Source organism: Pseudomonas sp. S3_B11 (assembly GCF_054667715.1).
In genome coordinates this window covers 14,530-29,262 of the sequence record NZ_CP162749.1, presented here as the reverse complement: position 1 = coordinate 29,262, position 14,733 = coordinate 14,530, and the positions used below count along the sequence as shown (strand labels likewise).

Sequence of the window (14,733 nt, the reverse complement as noted above, 5' to 3'; positions counted from 1 at the left end):
AGCCCGGGATTATTTATCCCACTGTGGGAGCAAGGCTTGCCCGCGATGAAGACGATACGGTCCCAAGTGAACCGAAGCGCCTTCATCGCGGGCAAGCCTTGCTCCCACAATTACCCCCTTCACAATCGGTGTTAAGCCCGCCGCTGCTGCCACGCCGCCGCCAACCCACTCAAGCAGATCAAGGTGATGCCCACCACGGTGGTCAGCGTCGGCGTGTGGTTGAACAACAACCAGCCCAGCAGCCCGGCAAACACGATCTGGCAGTACCCGAATGGCGCGAGCAGCGCCGGGGCGGCAAAGCGGAAGGCCTGGGTCAGCATCAGGTGCGCCGTCATCCCGCAGGCACCCAGCGCCAGCATCATCGCACCGTGCAACAGGCTCGGCACTTGCCAGAAGAACGGCACCAGCGCACTCATCACCAACGTATTGCACAGGCCAGCGAAGAAGTTGCTGGTGGTCGGGCTGTCGATCTCGCTGAGCTTGCGCGTGAGCAGTTGGTAGAAACAGAAGAACAGCGCCGAACAGAACGGCAATATCACCGCCGGGGTGAACAGATCCCCACCCGGATGGACGATGATCAACACCCCGATAAAGCCGAAGATCACCGCGATCCATTGGCCGCGTGTCACGTGTTCGCCCAGCAATGGCACCGACAACGCGGTGACCAGCACGGGCGCGAGGAAGTTGACCGCCGTCGCCTCGGCCAACGGGATATACAACAGCGCCGTGGTGAAGAACAGGCTGGTGCCCAGCAGGCACAGCGCCCGGGCCAGTTGCCACAAAGGACGCTTGGTCCGCAGGACCCGCAACCCCGAGCGCGGCAGGAAAATACCCGCCATCAACAACGTGTGCACCACGTAACGTGCCCAGACCACCATGATGATCGGGTAGAAACCCGAGAGATATTTCGACAAGGCGTCATGACTGGAGAACAGAAACGTCGCCACCAGAATAAGCAGGATGCCCTTGAAAGCCTGATTGACGCCGGAAAGCGGAGTGCTGACGGTCATGTAGGAATCCTGCGTTGCGTGATGTAGGGAGCAAGGCTTGCCTGTGACGGATGAGACCGCATTCAGCTGAACAACTCCGAGGCCTGACTGGCTTGCGATAGCTCCTCGGCAAACGCCAGCAAGGTCGGTGCCAGCTCGTGCAACCGCGCCAGCGTCATCCGTGCGCTGGGGCCGGCAACACTCAATACGCCGATGACTCGGCCATCCAATGGATGACGAACCACAGCGGCAATGGCCGACGTGCCGATCGCCGAGCTTTCCTCGACACAGGCATAGCCTTGCTCGCGGGCCTGGTGCAGGTACTGGAGCAGTTCAGCCGGGCTGCGTGGTGCGTTTGGCCCGGCGTCCGCCGGCACTTGCACAGCCTGGCGCGCCACCAGTGCCAACGCCTCGGCGTCACTCATGCAAGCCAGCCAGGCATGGCCCGACGCGGTATAGGACAACGGCGTCTCACGCCCCATGTCCGGGTCGTAGCGCAAGCCGGAACGGGCCCCCTGAGACTTGGCGATCCAGGTCTGGCACTCCCCTTCGATGACACCCAGGCGCACCAGTTCACCCGTTTCCTGTGCAAGGCGATCGAGCACTGGCTGGACGATGTCGGCTCCACTTCGCGACAGATAACGAAAGCCCATGGCGACCAGGCGAGTCGACAAGTGATAACGCAGGTTCTCGGGATTCTGGCGCACATAGCCCAGGCGCATCAGTTCGGCGAGCAAACGGTGGGTGGCACTCTTGGGAATCTGCAACTGTTCGGCCAAGCCTAGCAGCGGCCAGCCGCGAGGGTCGCTGGCGAGGCTTTCCAGCACATTGAAAACCCGTTCGATTTGACTGCCGGCCATGAGCGATCCAAAGGTAAGTTCGTCGATTCTAGAATATACAAAGTGTAATGCAAATTCTGGAACCGGTGCGCCATTCATTCATGCGCTGATGAACCAAACCCCGCGACGGTTGCCTGAAAGCTCAGGCATCACGCGCATCCTGACGCCCCAAAAGCTAGACTCACCGCAACGGCAATACAGTGACACCCCGGCCAATCAGAGGAACGCCCACATGTTATGGAAAAAAGGTCGCCGCAGTGACAACGTGGTGGACGCTCGCGGTGACGGTGGGGGCGGTGGCGGGATGCGTTTCGGCGGCGGCAAGGGCTTGAGCCTGACGGCCGTCCTCCTGATCGTCGGCATCGGCTGGATCACCGGCCAGGACCCGATGCAGATTCTCGGCCAACTGGCCGGGCAGATGGATCAATCCGCACCCACCTCTTCACAGACCCGCCAGGCGCCACCGGCCAACGATGAACAGGCCGAGTTCGTGCGCTCGATCCTTGGCGATACCGAAGACACCTGGGGCCAGGTTTTCCAACAGGCCGGACGCCAATACCAGCAACCGAAACTGGTGTTGTTCAGCGGCCGGGTCAACTCGGCCTGCGGCCTTGCCTCGTCGGCGACCGGTCCGTTCTATTGCCCGGCAGACCGGCAAGTCTATCTGGACATGAGTTTCTTCAAGGAAATGTCCCAACGCTTCGCCGCCGCCGGAGACTTCGCCCAGGCCTACGTCATTGCCCACGAAGTCGGACACCATGTGCAGACGCTGCTCGGCGTGTCGGCGAAAATCCAGGAAGCACGCCAGCAAGGGCGGCAGATGGAGGGCGATGGCGGCTTGTTGGTACGCCAGGAGTTGCAGGCCGATTGCCTGGCGGGTGTGTGGGCCAACCATGCGCAAAAACGCCTGAACTGGTTGGAGCCGGGAGACATCGAAGAGGCCTTGAATGCCGCCAATGCCATCGGCGATGACCGCTTGCAGCAACAAGGCCAGGGCCGCGTGGTGCCGGACTCGTTCACCCACGGCACTTCGGCGCAGCGAGTGCGCTGGTTCAAGACCGGGTTCGCCCAGGGCCAGGTCAGCCAGTGCGACACGTTCGCGGCGAAAACCCTGTAGATGAAGTGGGGGGCGTTGATCGGGCTGGTGCTGTGCTGCGCCGTTGCCCAGGCCGAGGAACACGGCGTCAACGTGGTCGCCCAAGGGCGACTGCAGTTCAAGGGTGGTGCCCTGGCCGTCGGCGTAAGCCCACCGCCGGCGTCCATCCAGCGCGTGTTGATCATCCTCCACGGTCGGCTGCGCAATGCCGACACCTACCTGCACAGCGCCGAAAAGGCTGCCGGGCAGGCCGGGCAACTGGGCACCACCCTGATCATCGCCCCGCAGTTCGTCAATGAACAGGACGTGGCGCGCCATCAATTGCCCAATGACATCCTGCGCTGGCAAGGCAACGACTGGATGGCCGGTGGTTTATCCACAGGGCCGAACCCGGTCAGTTCCTACCAGGTACTCGACGACATCGTTGCGCGAGTCAGTGACCGGCAACAGTTTCCCGAAGTGAAAGAGATCGTCATCGCCGGCCATTCCGGCGGCGCCCAGGTCGTGCAGCGCTATGCCCTGCTCGCCCACGGCCAGTACCGGATCAACCCACGCTTTGTCATCGCCAACCCGTCGTCCTATGCCTACTTCGATGCGCAACGGCCCATGGCTTTCGACCCGGCCAGTTGCCCTGGCTTCAATCATTGGAAGTACGGCCCGCAGAACTTGCCAGCCTACGCGGCGGGGCAAACACCCGCGCAACTGGAAGAGAACTACGTCAAGCGCGACATCGTCTATTTGCTCGGGCAACAAGACACAGACCCGGAACATCCGGCGCTGGATAAAGGCTGCGAAGCACAAACCCAGGGGCCGTATCGGTTACTGCGCGGGCATTTCTTTTTCGACTACCTGACCCGGCGCCATCCCGTGGGGTTGAACCAGCGGCTGATCGAAGTGCCCGGAGTGGGGCATAACGGAGATGGGATGTTGACTTCGCCCGAGGGGTTGAAGGTGTTGTTTGGTCAGTGAGTTTTGTCGCGAATGACAGGGCGCTATCGCGAGCAAGCTCGCTCCCACAGGGGTTCTCTGTCGATTACAAAATCTGTGTTCACCACAAATCCATTGTGGGAGCGAGCTTGCTCGCGATAGCAATCGAGCAGTCAACCCAGCGCTCAAGCGAACAGCATCCGCCGCAACTCCCCACAATCGCGCGCATGCCAATCCGTCAGCTCCGGCCACGGATTGTCCGGCAGGTTCACCAGCACCGTCCGTGCGCCCGCCGCACGCCCGCAGTCCAGGTCAAAGCGGTAATCGCCCACCATCACCATCGCCTCGGGCACCACGTTCCAGGCCTCGGCCAGCTTCAACAGGCCACCGGGGTGGGGCTTGGGCGGTGCTTCGTCGCGGCCCAGTACATCCTCCACGGCGAAGCAGTCCGCCAGGCCGATGGCTTCGAGGGTGACGTGGGCCAGCTCGCGGGCGTTGCGGGTGAGGATGCCCAGGCGATAACCGCGCCCGGCCAGCTCTCGCACCAGTTCAACCGCCCCCGGCGCGGGCCTGGAGCCCAGCGCCAGGTCCCGTTCATGCTCCAGCAGCCAGGCATGCTTGGCCGCAGCTTCATCAGCCGGCAACGCCGCCAGGTGGGTGAGGATGTCGTCTTCGGCCGGAATCGCCAGGGCCACGCGGATCGCCGCGAAGTCATGCACGGCAATCGTCAGCGTGCCGTCCATGTCGAATACCCAGTGACGAACCTCGGCCAGGCTCATGCCCAGTCCTTGCGATGGCGGATCAAGCCTTCCTGGGTCACCGAGGCCACCAGTTGCCCGGCGCGGTTGAACACGCTGCCACGGGAAAACCCGCGGGAGTTGCCGGCCCACGGGCTGTCCATGGCGTAGAGCAACCAGTCATCGGCGCGCAGGTCGGCATGGAACCACAAGGCGTGATCGAGGCTGGCGACCTGCATATCTTTGTGCCACACCGATTTGCCGTGGGGCAGCAACGAAGTGGTCAACAGGCCGAAGTCCGACGCGTAGGCCAGCAGGTATTTATGCAAGGCCGGCGAATCCGCCAGGGCGCCATCGGCACGGAACCACACGTATTTGACCGGGTCCGCCGGTTGCGGGTTGTAAGGGTCTTTTTCGGTGACCGGGCGCACCTCGATCGGCTTGGGGCACAGCAGTTTTTCGCGCATGTGCTCGGGCAGCAGGTGCGCACGTTGCTGGGTCAGTTCCAGCTCGGACGGCAGGTTCTCCGGCCCGACGACTTGCGGCATGCTGCTCTGGTGCTCAAAGCCCTCTTCGTCGTACTGGAATGACGCACTGCAAGTGAAAATCGGGTTGCCCTTCTGGATCGCCGTCACCCGGCGAGTACTGAAGCTGCCACCGTCGCGCACCCGGTCCACCTGGTAGACCACCGGCAGCGCGGCGTCGCCCGGACGCAGGAAGTAACCGTGCATCGAATGCACATGGCGCGCCTCTTCCACGGTCTGGCTGGCCGCCGACAACGACTGGCCCAGGACCTGGCCGCCGAACAACTGGCGAAATCCCAGGTCCTGGCTACGCCCGCGAAACAGGTTCTCTTCGATCGGTTCCAGGGTCAGCAGGTCGACCAGATCTTCCAACACGTGGCTCATTCAGACTTTCCTCACACAGCGCAAAAACCGCGCAGTCTATGCTGCGGCGGCGGATCGATAGTGGCCCGGGCCATTTTGGCGGGCATTGTAAACGTCCGTGTCGGCTAACCGTGCAGGGTCTGCAACCACTGCTCACGATTGATGCGATAGAGCACATGGTGACGCAATGGATGACCGACGGCGAGTGTCGGGTGTTCGAAATCGTCAGCCGGGTCGTGCTGCATGCCAATGGCCTGCATGACCTTTTGCGATGGCAGGTTGTCGACGGCGGTGAACGCCACCACTTCGTCCAGCGTCAACTGGTCGAAAGCACAACGCAGGGCGGTCCAGGCCGCTTCGCTGGCATACCCCAGGCCCCAGTGTTCCCGGGCCAGGCGCCAACCGATCTCGATAGCCGGTGTGAAAGGCGCATCGAACCCGACCACACCCAGCCCGGTAAAGCCAATGAAGGCGCCAGTGTCCTTGCGTTCCAAGGCCCACAAACCAAAACCATGCTCGGCGAAATGCCCCCGCACGCGACCGATCAGGGCAGCGCTTTCCAGGCGGCTCAGGCGCGCCGGGAAATAACGCATCACCTGCGGGTCTGCGCACATGGCGGCAAATTCCGGCAAGTCATCATCGTGCCACTGCCGCAACAGCAGCCGCGCGCTTTCCAGTTCCAGTATCGGCTCCATTTTCACTCCCCTTCCATGCCCCAGAGTCTACATCGCTGGTAGGATCCGTCACTCAATCACTACTGAAAACACCATGTCGCTGCCGCTTATCTATCACGAAGACTACAGCCCCGACTTCCCGGCGGAACACCGTTTCCCCATGGACAAGTTTCGCCTGTTGCGCGATCACCTGGTGGACAGCGGGCTGACCCGCGACGCCGACCTGTTGCGCCCGTCGCTGTGTCCGCCGGACATCCTCGCCCTGGCCCACGACCGTGCGTATATCGAACGCTACATGGGCGGCGAGTTGTCCCGTGAGGACCAACGGCGACTTGGCCTGCCCTGGAGCGAAGCCCTCGCCCGCCGAACGGTGCGCGCCGTGGGCGGCTCGCTCCTGGCCGCCGAACAAGCCCTTGAGCATGGGCTGGCCTGCCACCTGGCCGGCGGCACCCATCACGCCCACTACGACCACCCGGCCGGGTTCTGCATCTTCAACGACCTGGCGGTGATCAGCCGCTATTTCCTGGCCAGCGGCCGAGTCTCGCGGGTGCTGATTTTCGACTGTGATGTGCACCAGGGCGACGGCACCGCCCGAATACTCCATGACACCCCGGACGCCGTGACAGTTTCCTTGCACTGCGAAAAGAATTTTCCTGCACGCAAGGCGCAAAGCGACTGGGACATCCCCCTGCCGATGGGCATGGAAGACGCGGCTTATCTGAAGGTGGTGGACGATGCGCTCAACTACTTGCTGCCGCTCTATCAGCCGGACCTGGTGTTGTATGACGCCGGCGTCGACGTACACAAGGATGACGCCCTCGGCTACCTGAAACTGACCGACGAAGGCCTCGCCGCCCGGGACGAGAGCGTCATGCGCCATTGCCTGGGGCGCGATATCCCGGTGGTCGGCGTGATCGGTGGCGGCTACAGCAAGGACCGCCAGGCCCTGGCCCGCCGCCACGGAATCCTGCACCACAGCGCACAAAGGGTCTGGACGTCATCAGGTTGTCACTGAAACCTGGGCTTTACCCACAATGCCTGTGGAGCGGCCTGTGGATAACCTGAGCGAAACGACCTACAGGCTATGCTGCCTGTAGCGTACAGAGGTTTGGCTGTTTTTTGATCACCTCTTTGAAAGCACCACCCACCCCCTGTGGGAGCGAGCTTGCTCGCGATAGCGGAGGGTCAGCTACATGAATGTCACTGACACACCGCTATCGCGAGCAAGCTCGCTCCCACAAAGAATTGTGCTGGTAGAATGCCCCGCCTACCCCAGCCCCCAGTTCAAATCATGACCTCGACCGCCAAGCCTTCCGCCCCAAACGTCGCCATCATCGGCGGCGGCCCCGCCGGTCTGATGGCGGCCGAGGTGCTAAGCCAGGTGGGCCTTCAAGTCGACCTGTACGACGGCATGCCCTCGGTGGGCCGCAAATTCCTGCTGGCCGGCGTGGGCGGCATGAACATCACCCACTCCGAAGCCTTCCCGGCCTTCCTTTCCCGCTACGGCGAACGTGCGCCGAACATTGCCCCGCTGCTGCGGGCATTCGGCGCCGAGCAATTGTGCGAATGGATTCACGGGCTGGGCATCGACACTTTTGTCGGCAGCTCCGGGCGGGTATTTCCTACCGACATGAAAGCCGCGCCACTGCTGCGCGCCTGGCTCAAGCGCCTGCGCGATGCCGGCGTGGCGATCCACACGCGCCACCGCTGGCTCGGCTGGAACCCCGATGGCAGCATGCGCATAGCGAGTCCGGAAGGTGAGAAAACGCTACGCCCCGACGCGACACTGCTGGCCCTGGGCGGCGGCAGTTGGTCGCGCCTGGGCTCTGACGGCGCCTGGATGCTGCCGCTGGAACAACGCGGTGTGACCCTGGCGCCATTGCAACCGAGCAACTGCGGGTTCGAGGTAGAGGCCTGGAGCGACCTGATGATCAGCAAATTCGCTGGCGCCCCGCTGAAGAACATCGCCATCGGCCTGAACGACGATGTACCACGCCTCGGCGAATGCGTGATCACCACCACCGGCATCGAAGGCAGTCTGATCTACGCCCTGTCGGCAGCGATTCGCGAAGCCATCAACCAGCACGGCAGCGCAACCCTCCATCTGGACCTGCTGCCCGGTCGGCCTGTGGATAAAATCCTCCAGGCCCTGAACAAACCTCGCGGCTCCCGCTCGATGGCCAAGCACTTGCACAGCCAGTTGGGGATCGACGGCGTCAAGGCTGCGCTATTGCGCGAGCTCACACCGGCCGAGTGCTTCACTGACCCAGCGCGGCTGGCCCAGGCGATCAAGACCCTGCCACTCACCCTGGTGAAGACCCGCCCCTTGGACGAAGCCATCAGCAGCGCTGGTGGCGTGACCTTCGAAGCCCTGGATGAACGCCTGATGCTCAAGCAATTGCCCGGCGTGTTCTGCGCCGGGGAAATGCTCGATTGGGAAGCACCGACCGGCGGTTACCTGCTTACGGCGTGCTTTGCCAGTGGCCGGGCGGCGGGGCTAGGCATGCTGGAATTCTTGAGGCAGTGATCGTTCCCATGCTCTGCGTGGGAATGCTTCTGCGGACGCTCCGCGTTCGGCTTTTGGGACGCAGAGCGTCCCGGGCGGCATTCCCACGCAGAGCGTGGGAACGATCACTAATGCCTTAATATCAGGGTTTTTTCTTACGCGGCCCGGTATTGAACACCGGCACTTTGCGCACAGGCTTGACCGAAGGTTCCACAGGCGAGGAGTCGCCGCTGTCCACCCACTTGCCCAGGTTGCGCTTGCCGCCGCCACCGGAGGTTTTCGGTTTCTTCGGCTTTTTCGGTTTCTTGATCACCTGGCCACTGGCGTCGGTGTCCGGAACCCGATGCTCAGGCTCGAAATCCTGTTCCATCTGACGAGTCAGCGTCTGGCGCGTCAGCATCTCGATGGCCGACAGCAGGTTCACTTCGTCGGCGCAGACCAGGGAAATCGCTTCCCCGGTCGAGCCCGCCCGACCGGTACGGCCGATGCGATGGATGTAGTCCTCGGCCACGATCGGCAGGTCGAAATTCACCACCAACGGCAAATCCTCGATATCCAGGCCACGGGCGGCGACGTCGGTCGCCACGAGGATCTGCACTTCGCTGGCCTTGAAGCGGTCCAGCGCGCGCTGGCGGGTGGCCTGGGGCTTGTCACCGTGGATGCCGTCGGCGTTGATGCCCAGGCCCTGGAGTTTCTCCACCAGCGCATCGACGCCGTTGCGGGTCTTGGCAAAGACCAGCACCTGCTTCCACTTGTTCTTGCGCATCAGGTGCACGAACAATTCCGGCTTGCGCTTCTTGTCCACCGTCACCACCCATTGCTTGACGGTGTTGGCGGCGACGTTGCGCGGGCTCACTTCAATGCTCAGCGGATCGTTGAGCATCTGCCCGGCCAGCAGGCGGATCGCGTCGGAGAAGGTCGCCGAGAACAGCAGCGTCTGGCGCTTCTTCGGCAGTGCCTTGTAGATATTCGCCAGTTCCTCGGAGAAGCCCAGGTCGAGCATGCGATCGGCTTCGTCCAGCACCAGGGTCTGCAGCTGATTGAACTTCAGCGCGTTCTGGCGGAACAAATCGAGCAGACGCCCTGGCGTGGCGACCAACAGGTCGACGCCTTTGCGCAACTTCATCATTTGCGGGTTGATGCTGACACCGCCGTACACAGCGTAGGTGCTCAGCGGCAGGTTTTGCGCGTACTGACGCACGCTTTCATGGACCTGCTCAGCCAACTCACGGGTCGGCACCAGGATCAGCGCTCGCACCGAGTTGGCCGAGACCTTCGGCCCTTCGGTGGCCAGCAACTGCAACAGCGGCACGGCGAAACCGGCGGTCTTGCCGGTGCCGGTCTGGGCCGCGGCCATCAGGTCACGACCGGCCAGCACCGCCGGCATGGCTTGGGCCTGCACCGGGGTCGGGGTCTGGTAACCGAGCGTCTCGAGGGCGCGCAGCAAGGGTTCGATCAGGCCAAGGGTGGCGAAAGTCATGGAAGTACCGTAGGAAAAATCAGCGCAAGGTGTGCAATGCGCGGCAGTTTACCCTAAATCAGGAAGCGGCCGGCGCAGGCTTGGGTTTGCGCCACTGCGGCAAACCGATCAGCACCACGGCACTGATGATCACCAGCATCGCCAGACTTTCTTCAGCGCCAATGGTTTCACCCGCGAACACGATCCCCAGCAACACTGCCACGGCTGGGTTGACGTAGGCATAACTGGTGGCCGCCGCCGGACGCACATGCTTGAGCAGGTACATGTAGGCATTGAAGGCAACGATCGAGCCGAAGCAGGTCAGGTAAGCCAAGGCAAACCAACCTTCCAGCGGCGGCATGCTGTCCAGGTGCTCGCCGCTGGCCACGCTGCCGATCAACAGCACCACGCCGCCTACCAGCATTTCCACGGCACTGGCCATCGCCCCTGCCGGCAACGGCACGTGTTTGCTCAGCACCGAACCGAAGGCCCAGGACGCCGCCGCGAATACCAGCAAGGTCGCACCCAACGGGCTGGACTGCAGGTTGGAGCCCAGGTTGAGCATCGCGATGCCAATCAACCCCAGCACAATCCCCGCCCATTCCAGACGGGTATTACGCGCGCCCCAGAAATATCCGCAGAGCAAGGTAAACAAAGGCACCGTCGCCACCGCCAACGCCGCCACCCCGGACGCCACGCCCGTGTGCTCGGCCACACTGACCGCGCCGTTGCCGAAACTGAGCAACAACACACCGATGATGGCCCCGGCCTTCCATTGCGCCCAGGTCGGCGCCGGTGCCCCGCGCCAGCGCAGGAAGCCATACATCAGCGAACCGGCCAGCACAAAACGAATCCCGGCCAGCAACAGCGGCGGCCAATGCTCCACACCGATGCGAATCACCAGGTAGGTCGAACCCCAGATGACGTACAAGGCAAAAAAGGCAGCAATCAATGGCAAGGGAAAACGGCGTGGGCCGGGCATGTTCAGCTCGAAGTCAGGACAATGAGAGACGTTATTCTAGAAAGGCGACAGACGGAAAATAAGTTACAAAACCTGTTTATCCGAGCCGTACACTTTTCAAAACACGGATATCAACGCTATAAATCGTGTTTTCGAAAGTCACACCAACAGGAAGCCATACCGTGGATAAATACGACCGCATGCTGCTCAGCGCCCTGTTGGAAAACGGTCGTGCGTCTTACGCCGAACTGGCCCGCAAAGTGAACCTGTCAGCCCCGGCCGTAGCCGAGCGGGTCAGCAAACTGGAAGCCAGCGGCGTCATCACCGGTTATCAAGCCAAAGTCGACATGGCGAAGATCGGCCTGCCGGTGCAGTGCGTCATCGAATTGCGGATGAACCAGCATGGCAACCAGAAGACCTACGACGAACTGTGCGAGATCCCGCAACTGACCGAGTGCCACCGGGTCACCGGAGACCCGTGCGTGATCATGCAAGCGGCGGTTGGCTCGATGCCGGAACTGGAAGAGCTTATCAACCGCATCGCCAAGTTCGGCTTCAGCAAGACCTCGATCGTGCTGTCCAGCGCCATTGAAAAGCGCGTGCCGCTGGGGCAGTTGGAAGGCAACGGGAAGTAACACTGATCGCCCACAGTTTGATCGTTCCCACGCTCTGCGTGGGAACGCAGCTGGGGACGCTCCGCGTCCCTTCGAAGCCGGACGCGGAGCGTCCGATGAGGCATTCCCACGCGGAGCATGGGAACGATCGAACGCACCGCTATCGCGAGTAAGCTCGCTCCCACAGTTTTGGTTCGACGGTGTGTTTAGAACCCGCGATGCCGCTTGAGGTGCTCGTTGATCTTCGCCGCCGGCACTTTCTGCAAACTGCACAACAGATCATGGGACAACTCCCGCAGCCCATGCTTTTGCCGCAGTTGCGAAGCCAGGTGCGCGGTGAGGTTGGCGGCCATTTCGGCGTCGGCCATGGCCCGGTGAGCCTGGCCGGTATGGGGCAGGCCGGCGAACGTGTTGAGCGTGCCGAGCTTGTGGTTCGGCGCCGCTGGCATAAGGCGTCGGGCCAGCAACAGTGAGCAGGCAAAATTCTGCAGGCGGGTGCGCTTGATTCGCCCCAGTTCGAAATCCCAGAACTTCTGGTCGAACGCGGCGTTGTGCGCCAGCAGCGGTGTGATGCCGACGAATTCGTTGACCTCGTTCATCACTTTTTCCGCCGACGGGGCACTGCGCAGCATGGCGTTGCTGATGCCGGTCAGTTGCTCGATAAACGCAGGGATGCGCACACCGGCATTCATCAAGCTCTGGTAGCGATCGACGATTCGGCCTTGCTCGAGCATCACCACCGCGATTTCAGTAGCCCGGCAACTGCTGCTCGGGGTGATCCCGGTGGTTTCAAAGTCGATGACTGCGATGCGTTCCAAACCTTTTGAACTCCGTGAAAATCAATTCTTGAGCAACAACGCGCCTTCGATGGGCACGTAGCGGCTGGCAGCGCGGATCAGCGAGTTGGCGGTCAACCCCGGCACACCATAGGCCACGGCCTGCACGCCGTGTTTTTGGATGATCCGTTCGAGCAGCATGTCGAAATCGCCGTCGCCGGAGGCCAGCACCACTTCGTCGACGTGGTCGGCGGCGTCCATGATGTCCAGCGTGATGCCCACGTCCCAGTCGCCCTTGGCCGAGCCGTCGCTGCGCTGGATGTAGGGCTTGAGCTTCACGATAAAGCCCAGGTTGCGCAGGATCTGCTGGAATTGCTGCTGCTTGCTGTCACCGCGATCGATCGCGTAGGCATAGGCCTCGACGATCTGCCCCTGCTTGCTGACATCAGCCCACAGCGCGGCGTAGTTGAAATGGCAACCGTAGGCTTGGCGCACGGTGTAGTAGAGGTTCTGGACATCGGCGAACACTGCAATTTTTTTCACCGCGTTTCCTCTTGGATGCACACGCACGCAGACCACCTGGGCCGAAAAGTCGCCCAGTATGCCAGCCCGAAGGATTGTTCCGCGAATAATCGCCCCGAGGCGCCTATGCGCCCCGGACGAATGGCAGGTCAGACGAAGGAGTCGTCGTCGCCGAAGGAAGATGAATCGTCGCTGTAGTCCGCGTCGCTGAAACCTCCCGGGTCATTACCATAGCCGTCGTTATCGGCCACCCGTTGGTCATCGCCCCAACCGTTGTCGCCGCTGTTGGCGGTGTCGTTGACCGGTTGAGCCGGCTCCTCCTTGATGACCTCGACGATTTCCTGGGGTTGCTGGTTACTGTGGAACAGGCTGCTGATGCCTTGGGCCAGCATCACACCGCCGGCCACGCCTGCCGCGGTTTTCAGGGCGCCGCCGAGGAAGCTGCCCGCAGCCGGGGCCTGCTGTTGCGGTGCGCCATAATTGCCGGGCGGCGCGCCGAAGCCCTGTTGGGGCTGGGCATTGAAGGACGGCTGTGCCGGTTCGCGCCAGCCTCCCCCACTGGACGTCGGTGTGCTTGCCGGGCGTGAATCCCGGGCGCTGCCACCAAAAATGCTCGACAGAAAGCCTCCGCCACCGCTGGGTGCCGATGGCTGGGAACGGGCCCGTTGCAGCTCGGCCTGCAATTGCTCGACCTGCTGGGCGAGTTGCTTGTTCTGTTCATCGAGGCGCTTGATCGCGGCCTCCTGCACCAGAATCGCCTGGGCCATGAAATAGCCCGCCGCTGGCTGGCTGGCCAGGTGTTCCTTGATCCGCGCCTCGGCCTGGACGTCGCGCGGGGCTGAATCCTTTTCGGCCTGTTGCAGCCGTGAAAACAGTCCATCGATCAGGGTTTGTTCTTCGCTGTTCATGGCGACCTCATTAGATTGCCGGGTAGAAACCATTCCGGTCCTGAAGACCGGTGCCCACCAGTAATGGGGCTCGCCGCAAAGGTTTCAATGGTCTTTACCTGATGTTTACGTTTGCTTGTGCGGGCGCCTGATCGGTTAAAGTGTCAGACCGCTTTTGAACTGCGATACCGACTCATGAATCCGTTTGACGTGCTGCGCGACTCTTTGTATTTCTTCAAGCGCCATCTGGGCCGGATCGCCCAGCTGTGCCTGCCGCTGGTCATACTCGAGGCCTTGCTGCAGCAAGGCGTGGACAGCGCCGTCGGCCCCGAGGGTTTCCCCGGCTACAGCGTGATCGTCGGGCTCTTGGTGTACCCCTTGTACACCGCAACGTTGATCCTGTTTCTCGACGCCCGCAGCCGCGGTGAAGCACCACGCACCCGTGACCTGCTCGCAACGGCCCTCACCCTGTGGCCACGCTTTGCCTTGCTGACGGCCCTCAACACGCTGTTGATCCTGGTGGGACTGTCGTTGTACTTCCTGCCGGGCCTGTGGCTGATGGTGACCCTGGCCTTCAGTGAATACCTGTTGGTCCTCAGGGGCCTGACACCCCTGGCGGCGATGAGGGAAAGCCTGAACATGTCCCGCGGCAACTTCTGGCGGGTCCTGCTGTGTATTCTCTGTGTGATGGGCCCGCTGTGGCTGCTCAAGGGCGTCAGCGTCTCGGTATATCCACCTCCTCAGAACCCTGTGCTCAGCCTGCTGATCGACAGCGTCCACAGCTTCTTGCAACTGTTCACCAGCGTGGTGCTGTTCCGCATGTTCATGTTGATCGAAGCCAAGCCTGACAACCGCTGAT

Annotated in this window: 16 protein-coding genes; 6 read left to right on the top strand and 10 right to left on the bottom strand. The window is 62.2% G+C overall.

Annotated elements, in window-relative coordinates:
- Positions 1-131: 131 nt before the first annotated feature.
- Together AB4O22_RS00135 and AB4O22_RS00130 are read right to left on the bottom strand one after the other, a co-directional pair.
- Positions 132-1,010 (bottom strand): DMT family transporter, encoded by an 879-nt coding sequence (locus AB4O22_RS00135; protein ID WP_003205814.1) that lies wholly within the window; start codon positions 1,008-1,010, stop codon positions 132-134.
- A 62-nt stretch (positions 1,011-1,072) separates the two neighbouring features.
- Positions 1,073-1,849 (bottom strand): IclR family transcriptional regulator, encoded by a 777-nt coding sequence (locus AB4O22_RS00130; RefSeq protein ID WP_123351415.1) that lies wholly within the window; start codon positions 1,847-1,849, stop codon positions 1,073-1,075.
- Positions 1,850-2,060: 211 nt separating this feature from the next.
- Between AB4O22_RS00130 and ypfJ the strand changes: the two genes are divergently transcribed.
- Complete coding sequence (gene ypfJ, locus AB4O22_RS00125; protein WP_003205817.1) at positions 2,061-2,945, top strand: KPN_02809 family neutral zinc metallopeptidase; 885 nt, start codon at positions 2,061-2,063, stop codon at positions 2,943-2,945.
- A complete protein-coding gene (locus AB4O22_RS00120; RefSeq protein WP_460105814.1) occupies positions 2,946-3,893 on the top strand; it encodes an alpha/beta hydrolase in 948 nt (315 codons plus the stop codon). It abuts the gene before it with no gap.
- A gap of 143 nt (positions 3,894-4,036) precedes the next feature.
- Here the strand turns inward: AB4O22_RS00120 and AB4O22_RS00115 are convergent, their stop codons facing one another.
- The 3 genes from AB4O22_RS00115 to AB4O22_RS00105 form a co-directional block, all read right to left on the bottom strand.
- Positions 4,037-4,630, bottom strand: a complete 594-nt coding sequence (locus AB4O22_RS00115) for an HAD family hydrolase (RefSeq protein WP_460095749.1) — start codon at positions 4,628-4,630, stop codon at positions 4,037-4,039.
- Complete coding sequence (gene tesB, locus AB4O22_RS00110; RefSeq protein WP_003205823.1) at positions 4,627-5,496, bottom strand: acyl-CoA thioesterase II; 870 nt, start codon at positions 5,494-5,496, stop codon at positions 4,627-4,629. Before tesB ends, AB4O22_RS00115 begins: the two co-directional genes overlap by 4 nt.
- Positions 5,497-5,600: 104 nt before the next feature.
- Positions 5,601-6,170: a GNAT family N-acetyltransferase gene (locus tag AB4O22_RS00105; protein WP_003205825.1), complete on the bottom strand. Its 570-nt coding sequence runs from the start codon at positions 6,168-6,170 to the stop codon at positions 5,601-5,603.
- 73 nt (positions 6,171-6,243) lie between these two features.
- Here AB4O22_RS00105 and AB4O22_RS00100 point away from each other — a divergent pair, with 73 nt between their 5' ends.
- Both AB4O22_RS00100 and AB4O22_RS00095 read left to right on the top strand, forming a co-directional pair.
- A complete protein-coding gene (locus tag AB4O22_RS00100) occupies positions 6,244-7,164 on the top strand; it encodes a histone deacetylase family protein (RefSeq protein WP_003205826.1) in 921 nt (306 codons plus the stop codon).
- Positions 7,165-7,440: 276 nt separating this feature from the next.
- Entirely contained in the window at positions 7,441-8,676 is a 1,236-nt protein-coding gene (locus AB4O22_RS00095; RefSeq protein ID WP_460095748.1) for a TIGR03862 family flavoprotein, read from the top strand.
- A gap of 121 nt (positions 8,677-8,797) precedes the next feature.
- Here the strand turns inward: AB4O22_RS00095 and AB4O22_RS00090 are convergent, their stop codons facing one another.
- Together AB4O22_RS00090 and yedA are read right to left on the bottom strand one after the other, a co-directional pair.
- Positions 8,798-10,135 (bottom strand): DEAD/DEAH box helicase, encoded by a 1,338-nt coding sequence (locus tag AB4O22_RS00090; protein WP_223472242.1) that lies wholly within the window; start codon positions 10,133-10,135, stop codon positions 8,798-8,800.
- 58 nt (positions 10,136-10,193) lie between these two features.
- Complete coding sequence (gene yedA, locus AB4O22_RS00085; protein ID WP_003205832.1) at positions 10,194-11,096, bottom strand: drug/metabolite exporter YedA; 903 nt, start codon at positions 11,094-11,096, stop codon at positions 10,194-10,196.
- Between the two features lie 161 nt (positions 11,097-11,257).
- Between yedA and AB4O22_RS00080 the strand changes: the two genes are divergently transcribed.
- On the top strand, positions 11,258-11,710 hold the full coding sequence (locus AB4O22_RS00080; protein WP_460095747.1) for an Lrp/AsnC family transcriptional regulator: 453 nt from the start codon (positions 11,258-11,260) through the stop codon (positions 11,708-11,710).
- Positions 11,711-11,895: 185 nt separating this feature from the next.
- Here AB4O22_RS00080 and AB4O22_RS00075 read toward each other — a convergent pair whose 3' ends face one another.
- From AB4O22_RS00075 to AB4O22_RS00065, 3 genes are all read right to left on the bottom strand, one after another.
- Positions 11,896-12,507 carry a 3'-5' exonuclease gene (locus AB4O22_RS00075; protein WP_223472241.1) on the bottom strand — a complete coding sequence of 204 codons (612 nt, stop codon included), beginning with the start codon at positions 12,505-12,507 and terminating at the stop codon, positions 11,896-11,898.
- A 21-nt stretch (positions 12,508-12,528) separates the two neighbouring features.
- The gene (locus AB4O22_RS00070; RefSeq protein ID WP_013694260.1) at positions 12,529-13,008 is read right to left on the bottom strand and encodes a LabA-like NYN domain-containing protein; all 480 of its coding nucleotides are present in this window, start codon (positions 13,006-13,008) and stop codon (positions 12,529-12,531) included.
- 128 nt (positions 13,009-13,136) lie between these two features.
- Positions 13,137-13,895 carry a DUF2076 domain-containing protein gene (locus tag AB4O22_RS00065; protein WP_003205839.1) on the bottom strand — a complete coding sequence of 253 codons (759 nt, stop codon included), beginning with the start codon at positions 13,893-13,895 and terminating at the stop codon, positions 13,137-13,139.
- Positions 13,896-14,069: 174 nt separating this feature from the next.
- Here AB4O22_RS00065 and AB4O22_RS00060 point away from each other — a divergent pair, with 174 nt between their 5' ends.
- Positions 14,070-14,732 (top strand): YciC family protein, encoded by a 663-nt coding sequence (locus tag AB4O22_RS00060; RefSeq protein ID WP_223472240.1) that lies wholly within the window; start codon positions 14,070-14,072, stop codon positions 14,730-14,732.
- The last annotated feature ends 1 nt before the right edge of the window (position 14,733 follow it).